Consider the following 12668-nt stretch of genomic DNA (forward strand, 5'->3'; position numbering starts at 1 on the left):
ATGTGAATTTCTGACTTAAGCCAGAGCGGTCTCGATGCCAGAAATAATCTTATGAGGATCTAATATTAATAATAATTTTTGAGGCAATTTATGAACCCCAACAATTAACTCCCTAGAGGCTGCGGATATATTACTTGGCGGCTCTTCAAAACTAGTTTGGTCAAGCTCTAAAATATCACTCACATCATCAACGAGGAGTCCAAATAGAGTGCCTTGATCTTGAAAAAATAGGCTAATAGTCGTATCGGAATGTACTACCGAATTCAAACCCAAGCGCTTACGCATATCAATTGCCGTAACAATTTGCCCGCGCAAATTAATAAAACCGGACACGCCAATAGGACCCAAAGGTACTGGAGTAACCTCTAAGCCTTTGGTTAATTCAATAACATCGGATGTTAAAATGCCGAAATAGAGACCGTCGACATAAAAGGTTGAGTAGGCTTGGACGGAGCTCATTAGACAGCTCTCTCCACAGGTATGCTCGGGTTAATTTTCTCAGGACTATTAACAAAGCTTGGTTTTTCAAAATTGCTTAAGCCACTCAAGTTCAATATCTCTTCAACATTGAGGATGCTAACAACCGTTTCATTAACAATTGAACTTCCAACAATCCCTCGCTGAGGCGGTGAAATCATAATAATTTCAGATGGAACCGAAACTATGTCATGAATTTGCTTAACTACAAACCCTATTGGTTGTCCCTCATGGTAATGAACAACAACGGAGATTGACTCATCTCCATATAAACCCTTTTGAGAGGCTCCCTCTACATAATGAGATAACCAAATCAATTTCATGATTTGATCTCCATACAGAATAACCTCTTGATTGCCGCGATGCTCTATTCGCGATGCAGGAAATGTCTCAAGTCTATCAACATAATCTAATGGAATAGCAATACGCTCAAGATCTAATAAATCAAACAACAGCATGGTTTGACCGCTATCCACTCCTTCAACATCAACCGAAACATTCTCTTCAAACTGCTTATCAAGAAGTTTAGATACAAGTCCTGACCGAATTGCAAGTCCACCAATATCCAAAATCATCGCTACCCTACCGTCACCTAATATTGTTGCTCCACTATAAGTAGGGGTTCCTTTAAGTAATGGTCCAAGAGGCTTAACGACAACCTCTTGCATAAATAGAACCTCGTCAACTACAAGTCCAAAGCTAATTCCAGCGGCTTGAACAACAACGATATTTAGAATTGCATCTTGACCTGGTAAGGAATCGCTCAATCGCAATTCACGGTTTAAAAAAAGCAAGGGGATAAGTTGGTTTCGTAAACGAAAAACTGGTACACCATAGAAGTCTTCCAGACCTGTAACGCCCTCTTTAGGTTCGTGCCGAACCATTTCAAATAAATTATTTTGTGGAATAGCAAATCGCTGACCCATGCACCGAACAAAAACTGCCGGCATGATAGCTAGGGTTAGGGGTATTCGCAACCGTAACTTGGTGCCCTTAGGGGAGCTTGAGATATCAACTGAGCCACCAATTTTTTGAACGTTAGTCCTAACAACGTCCATTCCAACACCGCGACCTGATAGGTTTGTAATTTTTTCTTTGGTTGAAAATCCTGGCAAGTAAATAAAATCGATAATTTCCCGATCGGATAATTTAGAAAGCTTTTCTTGTGACACTAGTCCTTTTTCAAGAGCTTTTTTTCCAACCAAGCTAATATCAATTCCAGCACCATCATCAGTAATTTCAATTACTACCATGCCGTTTTCATGCATGGACTTCAGAGTCACAGTGCCAAGCTCTCGCTTACCACTAGCCAAACGAACTGAAGGCAACTCAATGCCATGATCAACACTATTACGAATGATGTGAACCAGAGGATCACGGATTCCTTCTAACAAAGTTCTATCTAATTCGGTCTCTGCACCAATTTGAACTAACTCTACTTTTTTACCGCACTCTTGGGATATATCACGTACCAATCTTGGAAACTTAGCCCATACCTGACTTATTGGCTGCATTCGGGTCTTCATCATGCGCTCTTGAAGTTCCAAGGTAACCATATCAATGGTTCGCACGGTGCTTGTAAAGTTAGCATCACCACCACTATTCATTGCAAAGGATAAAAGACGATTTCTAGCCAATACCATCTCACTGACTAAGTTCATTAATTTATCAAGGAGCTCAACGCTAACCTTTACGGGAGCAACAATTTCTCCAGACTTAACATTATCACTTGTGGAAACATCGGTAGTATTTGAATCGAGCTCAAGAGCCGGTAATTCTGGAGTAAATACTTCGACTTCTTGGGGCTTAACTTTCTCTTGAGGTGCCGCTTCTTGAATAACGGCTTGAAGAGGCGGAGTATTTGTTGAGCTATCATTTGCATCAGACTTGGAATGAAGGGGGGGGGCTCCTTCGGTCAACGACTTCAAATTTGCGATCAAATTAGAATCATCGCCAACAGATTCAATGCGAGACTTCTCTATACCAGCAACAATTTCTCTCAATCGATCGGAGGTCTCTAATAATGCATCCGTCATATCTGCATTCAAGATGAGAGCGCCATCACGGATTTTACTTAGCAAAGATTCGCCCGCATGCGCAACCTTTTCAAGCCGATGAAAAGCAAAAAAGCCGCTACTTCCCTTTAGGGTATGCATTGCCCTAAAAATATTCCCAACTAACTTTTTATCGTCCGGGGTTTGCTCCAGCTGAACAAAATCCAAATCAAGCTGATCGAAAATTTCTTGAGCCTCAATCAGAAACTCGGTCAAAATTTGGTCGTTGTTATCCATAAATTAAAGGCTATGATCTGATGGCAATCCAGTCATGACTGAATCTTGTCCTTACACTAGACTTTGAACGCATTCACTAAAGCTTGTAATTCTGAAGCCATTCTTGATAAATCTAATGCAGCCTGTTTAGAATTTGCAGCGCCCTCCGTTGTACTTCTAGAAACAGAAGATACAGAGCTAACATTTTTTGCAATTTCATTACTTCCCATGGCGGCCTCAGACACATTCCTACCAATTTCATTAGCAGTAGCAGCTTGCTCCTCAACGGCACTAGCAATAATTCCAGATATATCGTTGATTTTATTAATCGTATCGGCAATCGATGCAATTGAGGTAATAGCCCCCTGAACATCACTTTGAATAGCGCCAATCTTGCCGCCAATTTCTTCAGTAGCACGAGATGTTTGGCGCGCAAGTTCTTTCACTTCATTAGCCACAACTGCAAATCCTTTTCCTGCTTCACCTGCACGCGCAGACTCAATAGTGGCATTTAATGCTAATAAGTTAGTTTGTTCTGCAATGGACGAGATAACCTTAAGTACAGTACCAATTTCTTGGCTGCTTACGCCTAATTTGGCCATCGTTTCGTTAGTAGTTTTTGCCTCTACAACAGCTTGTGTGGCAACTGCTGATGCTTCAATCGCATTTGATGAGATTTCACGGATGCTAACACTTAACTCCTCCACACCTGTTGCGACAGTTTGCATATTGCTACTAACTTGAGTAGCCGCAGAAGCAGCTGTTCCTGCTTGTGCATTTGTTTCTTCGGCATTAGAACTCATTTGAACACTGACAGCCGACAACTCTTCTGAAGCAGCAGAAAGACTCGTTGCATTTTGAGAAATCGACTTAAACGCTTCACGTAAATTGTGCTGCATCATCTCTAATGCCTTAGCCATGCGGCCGATTTCATTGCTGTAATCAGTATCACTTATCGTGGTGTTGAGCCTTTTATCAGCTAATGCTGCCAAAGAACTATTAAGCCTATCGATTGGACTATTAATTGATTTACTGACAAATAAAATAGCAAAAATAGAAATCATCACTGAAACCAACAGCAAAATTCCGACCGTCCATTTTATGGTGTTGACATCAGAGATTTCCTGATCCATAGACTTTCTTGCGGTATCTTTTTTCTGCTTCGTTATTTCTTTTACTTCATTTTTAATTTTCGTTGCAGGGTCTCTAAAAGCTTTGTCAGAAGTTAGACGGTAGGCTTGATTAAACCCATCTCTTCCTGCAGCGAGAGTAATAGCCGTATCTACTTCCTTGAAAAAAGCTTCTACTTCTGGGCGTAGGTTGTGAACTCGCGCTCTCACTTCTGGGTTACGAATAGTGCCCTCTACCTCGCGTATATATTCAAGGATCTCTTCTTTAGCTTTACCAAGTGCTGGAAGATTTCGTTTTAACGTTTCCTGATCTTTTTGATCATACGCCATGATCACACGATTAAGATTTCGCTCTACAATCTGCAAGTCCTTATCAATTTGGCTCAAATAGTAAACGCCAAATAGATCTTTTTGATATAAGTCTTCTGCACCTTTCAATAATGTGCCAAAGGAAATCAGGGATGTAACAGAGATAACTAACATGCAAGCAATAACAGAAACAAAGCCAATAATGAGCTTTGTTCGAATTTCAAGCTTTTCAAATGATTTCGCCAATGACACGTTACTCTCCTTGTATATTAATTTTTATAGTGAAACTTTTTTACGCTACCATATTAATGAGTAGCATTTATTAATTGCCATCATAAACATAGTTCAGATGCTATGTTTATAAGATGCACTTTTTTGGTGATCCTTTGAAAATAGATCGTTCTGCTAATAAGCCAACTTTAGGGTTTTCCCTGCCGGAGATTGAAAGTTTCTTCTGTCGGTCACCCGGTATTGATACTGATTTTTTTACATTCATTACCGATTTACTTAATAGGCCTCCTTGGAACGAACTAATTGACCCATCGGCTTTCTATCGAACAATTTGCCTTGAGCTTGCTCAAGAGGTACAAAACCATAATAAGAGTATGGGATTATCTGAGCCCGCCTATCACAATCGAAGTCACTTCCAAGATGTGTGTATGTCACTTACTTTATTACTTAGTCAAAACGTAAGCAGCCAAAATATCTCAAGTGATTGGTATTTTCAATCAGATGATCTCTGGACGCTTCTATTGTGTGCAATTGGGCATGACTTTGGGCATGATGGGTCAATTAATAAATCGCCACAGGAACTAGAAAAGCGTAGTCTTGAAAAAATTAACGAGGTATTGAAGGCATGCAACCTGTCTTCTAGAAAGCTTCAAGACGTTATGAGAAGAATGGAGCCAATTATTTTGGCAACTGATCCAGCATTTTTTAATACTTTGGCAAATAAATTTTCTTCCAATCTTTTAAAATTTAACAAAACTGATTGTATGTGCATGCTTATGGTTGAGTCAGATCTGTTAGCAAGCGCTCTTCCAAATTACGGATACACATTAAGTGGATTGCTCGCCAAAGAGTGGAAAAAGAGTAACCCAAAAGCTGCTGATCTTGTTGCAAGCAATGATGGTAGGACTGGCTTTTTGAACTATATCCGTTTCATTAGTCCGCATTCAAATATGTTGGGAATGGAAGAGATTCGAAGAGAATCAATAAAACAACTTCAGAAAAAATAATGCCTGAAATTCAAAAAGAAGCTTCGATTGCTACTATCCCCTTTTTTAAAAGCCTGCCCGCATCAGATTTATTTGCAATCTTAGGTATCACTACAACGAAAAAAGTAGAAGCCGGTGAAAATTTATTTAGTCAAGATGATCCATCTGACGGTCTCTATGTTCTTTTATCTGGCAAGTTAGAGGTTTACATCTTTAGCGGGTTTTCTGGAGGCGCTCCTAAGGTTCTTGCTCAATTAAATCCCGGCCAATGCGTTGGTGAAATGGGCCTACTGGATGGACAAAACCGCTCAGCTTCGGTAAAGGTTCTCGAAGGCGGAGAGGTTATGTTTGTTCCGACAGTGGGGTTTGCAGTACTTTTACAAAGTCACCCACACATCGCTAAAGAAGTGGTCAACTCTTTATGCGACATGATCAATAATCAACCAAAGCTAATAATTCGATCTGAAAAAGCAGTCCTTATAAAAAATAAGCAATTGGCTCCAGCATTATCAAATATGAAAGCACTCTGCGCTATATTGCGTGAACACAATAAAAACGTTGCAATAGCAAGTAGATAATCCGAAGTTTTTAGATCAATCCAACTCAGCTTTTAAAGCATGATGGTCACTAGGTCATGGTTTACCTTTGGTGATGGCATCTCTAAATTCATTCTCGAGGGCTTTGGGATCAATGCGCAACTGCTCAGTAAAAGAAAAACCCAGTTAGCTAAAAGCGTTATTTCCAGAAACAGGATAAACGGCGATCTATTCCAGCTGCGTAGTCGTGATAGATCCACTGATTGCAAACAAGCTGATCAATTGTCAGAAAAACTGTGAGGATTAAAATTAAAGCTGCAAATAGCCACTTAATTGAAGCATTCATTTGGGTGCACCCACTTGGTTATGGTGACTCTATTTTTATGTATGCATTTGGCGGAAGAGGTGAGATTCGAACTCACGGAGGACTTTCATCCTCGCCAGTTTTCAAGACTGGTGCATTCAACCGCTCTGCCACTCTTCCATTTGTGTGAATCTTCCTGAGTTTAAGCCACAGATTATAAAGAACTTTTGATTTCTCTCTCTAAATACCTAGCAATCGCAATACTGGAGGTTAATCCTGGGGACTCAAAGCCATATAAGTTGTAGAGTCCTTGCAGGCCATGATCTTGCGGGGTATTGAAACAGAAGTCTCCTGCGGGGCTATTCGGTGGCACTATTTTGGCCCTTACGCCTGAATAATCTGGCTGCAAGGAATGATCTTTGAGCTCTGGCCAATAGCGTCGCACAGCCTCATAGAAGCTCTCGCCTCTTTTAGGATCTACGGTGTAATTAATTTGCTCTTCATTCTCAATATCAAGCCATTCCACATCAGGGCCAAACTTCGCTTGCCCACCCATATCTAAGGTGAGATGGACACCAAGACCACCCGGCTCTGGAATGGGATAAATCAAATGGGTAAATGGTGATTTACCAGAAAGTGAAAAGTAGTTCCCTTTTGCAAAGTAGGCTTTTGGTATCTGGTCTTTATTGAGGCCTTCAATCTTTTGGGCAATTGCGGGGGCACTCATCCCAGCACAATTAATCAGCAATTTCGTTTGCAATTGCATACCATCGGGACCGCCGATGCTTAATTCAAAACCACCCTCTGCGCTATGCCCAATAGGCTTAGCACTAATGAGAGGTGAATGGTAAGCAATCATGCCACCGGCATCTTCAAAGCCGCCCAAAAGTGAAAGCATATAAGCATGGCTATCGACAATACCTGTGCTTGCAGAAAGGATTGCTGCTGAACATTTTAATTTTGGTTCGAGTTGCCTTGCCTCTTCACCTGAAATCATCTTAATGTCAGGTACTCCATTGTTTTGGGCCTTGTAAAGAATCGCTTGCAAGTCATCAATCTGTGAGTCCTCTGCAACGATGAGCTTGCCATAAGGCCGAGTTCCTACTAGATGAGTACGACAATATTCATATAGGAGTCGATTGCCTTCAACGCAAAGCTTTGCTTTGAGTGAGTCTTTTGGATAGTAGATGCCGGCATGAATCACTTCGCTATTACGAGCACTGCTAATGGTGCCAAAAGAGCCTTCTCTCTCAAGCAGAATGGTTTCACGGCCTTGGAGAGCCATTTCTCGAGCGACAGCCAGGCCAACCACCCCAGCGCCGATTACGACACAGTCAACTTGCTCCATCTATTTGCCCATCTTTGCATTCATAACTAGGAATATACCGAATTCCTAGCAATTTCAGTGTTTTAGGGGATTTAGTAGCCCTTCTTGATAAAATCTAGCAATGTCTTCTAGACCCATGCAAAACCCAGAAAATACCGCTGCTAGCACCCATATAGCTGTCGATCTGGTGCTCGATACCGCCTACCAAAATATCAGCGCCCCTCAATGGGAAAAGTTATTCACGTTGGCCCGTAAATCCAAGCTAGAAGAATTTATTGCCGATATGTTTGCCGGTAAACATGTCAATCTGAGCGAAGATCGCCCTGCCTTACATTCTGCGCTACGCAATCTTTCTAAATTACCAGTGATGCTAGATGGCAAAGATGTGATGCCAGCTGTCACGGATGTATGGCGACGTATTGAAGCTCTGTGCAATAAATGGGTAGGCGTTACCGATGTCATTCACATTGGCATTGGTGGATCAGACTTTGGTCCTCGCTTGGCCATTGAAGCCCTAGCCCATGTTCCTGGCATTGAGAGTCGTGGCATGCGCATGCACTTCTTGGCCAATATTGATACGGCCGAGCTGGCACGCATTCTCGATCGCGCTCAGCCCAATAGCACTCGCGTCATCATTGTTTCAAAGTCATTTACTACCCTAGAGACAACGATGAATGCCAAGGCGGTAGTTAATTGGCTTAAAGATAAAGACTGCACCAAAGGGCAAATTGCGAATTCTTTATATGCTGTTACTGCCAATGTTTCTGCAGCCAGAGAGTTTGGTATCGAGCAAGATAATATCTTCCCATTTTGGGATTGGGTGGGTGGCCGCTACTCAGTATGGTCTGCCGTGGGTCTACCGATTGCCTTGCAATACGGTTTTAAGAATTTTGAAAAATTCTTAGCTGGTGCTCATGCGATGGATTTGCATTTTAAGAATGCGCCCTTAGAGCAAAATCTGCCAGTCATCATGTCTCTGGCTTTATTACATCAACAAGAGACGCTAGGTATTAAGGCCTATGCAGCTATTCCGTATGCCGATGCCCTAGATTGGTTTCCAAAGTGGTTGCAACAACTCGATATGGAAAGTAACGGCAAATCGATTGACCGTGATGGCAAGCCAGTGAAACACTCTTCACCCGTAGTCTTTGGTAGCGCTGGTAGCAATGCACAGCACTCTTACTTCCAGCTCCTTCATCAAGGCAGTGATGTTGTTCCCATTGACTTCATTGCCGTACGCAAGCCCATGAGTGATCGGCCCGAGGCTGTTGCACATCACCGCATTCTGTTATCGAACTGTTTAGCTCAAGCCCAAGCCTTAGCACACGGCAAAAAGGCTGAGAATCCAAATGATGTTTATCCAGGTAATCGCCCAAGCAACCTCATCCTTTTGCCAGAGCTCAATGCTTTTTATCTAGGAGCTCTCTTGGCTCTTTATGAAAACCGTGCTGCTAGTCTAGGTGCACTTTGGAATATCAATAGCTTTGATCAACCTGGAGTGGAATATGGCAAAGTGCTTGCGAAGCCGATTGAGAAAGCACTTCTAGGCGACTCACATGTAGAAGCCAATGACAATATTGATGCTGTTACCGCAGCGCGTATTAATTTATTAAATAGTTAGGATTTACCGTGCAGCTATCCCCTTCCATTTTTAAAGCTTATGACATTCGCGGCATTATTGATGAAACCTTAGATCCATCCATTGCAAAGCTTATTGGCCAGGCTTTTGGAACTGAGATGCGTGGGCTTGGTGAAACCGAGATTGTGATTGGTCGTGATGGGCGCTTATCTGGTCCCTCTTTAATTGAGGCATTAACCGAAGGTTTGCTCTCTACCGGTATCAATGTCATTGACTTGGGCATGGTTGCCACACCGATGGTGTACTTTGGAGCTAACCAAGTACTTGATGGTAAACAGCCTAAGTCGGGCATCATGATCACCGGTAGTCATAATCCACCAAACTACAACGGTTTCAAAATGGTTTTGGGTGGTGCCGCCATTTACGGTGAGCAGATTCAGGCTTTGCGCAAAAGAATTGAAGCAAAGAAGTTTATTTCCGGCCAAGGTAGCCGCTCTACCTTTGATGTCTTCCCAATGTATTTAGAGCGCATCGTTGGCGATGTGAAGTTGGCTCGTCCTATGAAGATTGCAGTTGATTGTGGCAATGGTGTGGGTGGCGCATTTGCTGGCAAATTATTTAGAGCTTTGGGCTGTGAAGTCCAAGAACTCTTTTGTGAAGTTGATGGCCACTTCCCCAATCACCATCCCGATCCTGCACATATTGAGAACTTGCAAGATCTCATCAAGAATCTACAAATTACCGATAACGAATTAGGTCTCGCCTTTGATGGTGATGCTGATCGTCTGGGCGTTGTGACTAAAGATGGACAAGTGATTTTCCCTGACCGTCAAATGATGCTCTTTGCTAAAGATGTGCTCTCTCGCAATCCTGGTGGCCAGATTATCTATGACGTCAAGTGCACCCGCAATCTAGCAACTTATGTGAAAGTGCATGGTGGTGAGCCTTTGATGTGGAAGACCGGTCACTCTTTAGTGAAAGCAAAACTCAAGGAAACCGGTGCACCACTAGCCGGTGAAATGTCCGGCCATATCTTCTTTAAAGACCGTTGGTTTGGGTTTGATGATGGCCTATACACCGGCGCACGTCTTTTGGAGATTCTTTCTAAAGAAAAAGACCCCAACAAAACCCTCAATGATTTACCTAACGCCATCTGCACTCCAGAATTACAACTCGCTTGCGCTGAAGGTGAGCCTTTTACATTGCTTGAGACTATCAAAGCGAATGCCAAGTTTCCTACCTCTGAGTCCATCAATACGATCGATGGCGTCCGCGTGGAATACGCCGATGGCTTTGGACTTGCCAGACCATCGAATACCACTCCAGTCGTGGTAATGCGCTTTGAGGCAGACAGTGAAGAGGCAATTGCCCGTATTCAGGCGGAGTTTAAGGCTGTTTTACTGGCAGCCAAGCCAGATGCGAAGTTGCCGTTTTAACTCTCTACATAAATACGAAGGTTCGATTAAGATTTCGTATGAATTCAACTGTTAGCGCCCCAATTGCCTTTGATTACCCCCAGCAAGATGCTGCAGGAGTCACCTGTACTGCCCAAGCATGGGCAAAGACGCCGCCCCATCTTCATGGTGCTGAAAAGGCATCTGTAATTGCTCGCATTAAACAATTACTGATTGAAAAAGATGCTGCCTTGGTCGCTCACTATTACGTCGACGGTGACATTCAGGATCTGACCATGGAGACCGGTGGTTTTGTTGCTGACTCTTTAGAGATGGCGCGTTTTGGTAAAAATCATCCTGCCAAGAACCTCATTGTTGCTGGCGTTCGCTTTATGGGCGAGTCAGCTAAGATTCTTAGCCCTGAGAAACGCGTCTTTATGCCTGACTTAGAGGCCACCTGCTCATTAGATTTAGGGTGTGATGCAACTGATTTTGCTAAGTTCCGTTCTTTGCATCCTGATCGTGTTGTCGTGGTTTATGCCAACACCAGCGCTGCTGTAAAAGCACAAGCCGATTGGATGGTCACTAGCTCCTGTGCATTAGCGATCGTGCATCAACTCAAAATGGAAGGTAAAAAGATTTTGTGGGCGCCAGATCGTCACCTTGGTAGATATATTCAACAGCAAACTGGCGCTGACATGTTGTTATGGAATGGTGCATGCATTGTTCACGATGAATTTAAAGCTGCTGAGCTAGAAATTCTGAAGGCTGCCCATCCCAATGCCATGATTTTGGTTCACCCTGAATCTCCACAAGCTGTCGTTGATTTAGCCGATGTAGTTGGCTCTACTTCAGCCATGATCAAAGCAGTAGTCGACGGTAGTGCTACTGAATATATTGTTGCTACTGATAAAGGTATCTTGCATCGCATGCGTCAGTTGGCTCCAAACAAGAAATTAATTGAAGCACCTACCGCTGGTAATAGCGCTACTTGTAAAAGCTGTGCCCACTGCCCTTGGATGGCCATGAATGGTTTGCAAGGAATCTTGGATTGCCTGGAGAATGCCTCTGGCGAAATCTTCATTGAAGAGTCGGTGCGTGCTAAAGCATTGACCTGTATTGATCGTATGCTCGATTTCACTAAGAATCACCCTGACCTTCTAGCCAAAGCCCAGCATGGCTTTGTGAAGAATATTGGCGCTGCTTAATTTATGTTTGATTACAACGAATCCCTAGAACAAGCTCGCCAACGCAATATTGCTGATGCACTAATGGAAGATATTGGTACTGGCGATTGGACTGCTAAGTTGGTACCCAGCAAAACTGTTCGGGCTCAACTCATCGTCCGCCAAGCGGCAGTTCTCTGTGGTGTGGATTGGTTTGAGGGCACCCTCAAGAAGCTCGATCCCAATGCCAAAGTGACCTGGTATTACCGAGAAGGCAATCTCATGAAAGCCGATACTAAGGTTTGCGATATCGAAGCTGATTCTCAAGCCCTGCTCTCTGCTGAGCGTACTTGCATCAACTTTCTGCAGACACTTTCATGGACTGCCAGCATCACTCGCCAGCATGTTGAGGCTATAGCAGGCGTTAGCCCAAACCCTAAAGGCTGTGCAGTACTAGATACTCGCAAGACGATTCCAGGCTTACGCCAAGCCCAGAAATATGCAGTACGTGTTGGCAGCGGTCAAAACCAACGCCTTGCCCTTTGGCATGGCATCCTCATTAAAGAAAACCATATTGCTGCAGCTGGCAGTGTCACTGCAGCGCTCAAGAATGCTCAAGCACTTAATGCCGGCGTTGATATTCAGATTGAAGTGGAAAACTTTTCTGAATTAGAAGAAGCCCTCGCTGCAGGTGCTAAAAGTATTTTGATTGATAACTTCACCACTGATCAAATGAAGCAAGCGGTAGCCTTAACAGCAGGCCGTGCATTGCTAGAAGCTTCTGGTGGCATTAATCTAGATCAGATGCGCTCTATTGCTGCGACTGGTGTTGATCGCATCTCGCTTGGGAAGTTAACCAAGGATGTTAGTGCAGTTGATTTTTCGATGCGCATTTTGTAATACCCCCCTTCGTTGGCGTTAGCTGACAAACTCTTCAAACCCCGCCGATATTCAGTGGG

General features: G+C 43.2%; 10 protein-coding genes and 1 tRNA gene. 6 read left to right on the top strand and 5 right to left on the bottom strand.

The window, feature by feature from the left end; all coding sequences use genetic code 11:
* Positions 1-15 precede the first annotated feature (15 nt).
* The 3 genes from ICN31_RS04755 to ICN31_RS04765 are packed head-to-tail and all read right to left on the bottom strand — an operon-like array spanning position 16 to position 4438.
* Positions 16-459, bottom strand: a complete 444-nt coding sequence (locus ICN31_RS04755; RefSeq protein WP_216259076.1) for a chemotaxis protein CheW — start codon at positions 457-459, stop codon at positions 16-18.
* Positions 459-2768 (bottom strand): chemotaxis protein CheA, encoded by a 2310-nt coding sequence (locus tag ICN31_RS04760; RefSeq protein WP_216259079.1) that lies wholly within the window; start codon positions 2766-2768, stop codon positions 459-461. The genes ICN31_RS04755 and ICN31_RS04760 overlap by 1 nt, the downstream gene beginning before the upstream one ends.
* A gap of 56 nt (positions 2769-2824) precedes the next feature.
* Positions 2825-4438 carry a methyl-accepting chemotaxis protein gene (locus ICN31_RS04765; protein ID WP_216259081.1) on the bottom strand — a complete coding sequence of 538 codons (1614 nt, stop codon included), beginning with the start codon at positions 4436-4438 and terminating at the stop codon, positions 2825-2827.
* 134 nt (positions 4439-4572) lie between these two features.
* Between ICN31_RS04765 and ICN31_RS04770 the strand changes: the two genes are divergently transcribed.
* Complete coding sequence (locus ICN31_RS04770; protein WP_216259082.1) at positions 4573-5424, top strand: 3',5'-cyclic nucleotide phosphodiesterase; 852 nt, start codon at positions 4573-4575, stop codon at positions 5422-5424.
* Entirely contained in the window at positions 5424-5981 is a 558-nt protein-coding gene (locus tag ICN31_RS04775; protein ID WP_216259084.1) for a cyclic nucleotide-binding domain-containing protein, read from the top strand. Before ICN31_RS04770 ends, ICN31_RS04775 begins: the two co-directional genes overlap by 1 nt.
* A gap of 352 nt (positions 5982-6333) precedes the next feature.
* On the opposite strand, the gene ICN31_RS04780 is transcribed toward ICN31_RS04775, so the two are convergent.
* Both ICN31_RS04780 and ICN31_RS04785 read right to left on the bottom strand, forming a co-directional pair.
* Positions 6334-6423, bottom strand: a tRNA-Ser gene (locus ICN31_RS04780).
* A 34-nt stretch (positions 6424-6457) separates the two neighbouring features.
* The gene (locus ICN31_RS04785) at positions 6458-7591 is read right to left on the bottom strand and encodes an NAD(P)/FAD-dependent oxidoreductase (protein ID WP_216259085.1); all 1134 of its coding nucleotides are present in this window, start codon (positions 7589-7591) and stop codon (positions 6458-6460) included.
* 100 nt (positions 7592-7691) lie between these two features.
* Here ICN31_RS04785 and pgi point away from each other — a divergent pair, with 100 nt between their 5' ends.
* Genes pgi through nadC form a run of 4 tightly spaced genes read left to right on the top strand, consistent with a single transcriptional unit; the run spans position 7692 to position 12609 of the window.
* Positions 7692-9191 carry a glucose-6-phosphate isomerase gene (gene pgi / locus ICN31_RS04790; protein WP_255530911.1) on the top strand — a complete coding sequence of 500 codons (1500 nt, stop codon included), beginning with the start codon at positions 7692-7694 and terminating at the stop codon, positions 9189-9191.
* Between the two features lie 8 nt (positions 9192-9199).
* Complete coding sequence (locus ICN31_RS04795; protein WP_216259088.1) at positions 9200-10585, top strand: phosphomannomutase/phosphoglucomutase; 1386 nt, start codon at positions 9200-9202, stop codon at positions 10583-10585.
* Positions 10586-10623: 38 nt separating this feature from the next.
* Positions 10624-11751: a quinolinate synthase NadA gene (nadA, locus tag ICN31_RS04800; RefSeq protein ID WP_216259090.1), complete on the top strand. Its 1128-nt coding sequence runs from the start codon at positions 10624-10626 to the stop codon at positions 11749-11751.
* Positions 11752-11754: 3 nt separating this feature from the next.
* On the top strand, positions 11755-12609 hold the full coding sequence (nadC, locus tag ICN31_RS04805) for a carboxylating nicotinate-nucleotide diphosphorylase (RefSeq protein ID WP_088525939.1): 855 nt from the start codon (positions 11755-11757) through the stop codon (positions 12607-12609).
* Positions 12610-12668 lie beyond the last annotated feature (59 nt).

The sequence above is a fragment of the Polynucleobacter sp. UB-Piko-W3 genome (assembly GCF_018881635.1).
Lineage (GTDB): Bacteria > Pseudomonadota > Gammaproteobacteria > Burkholderiales > Burkholderiaceae > Polynucleobacter.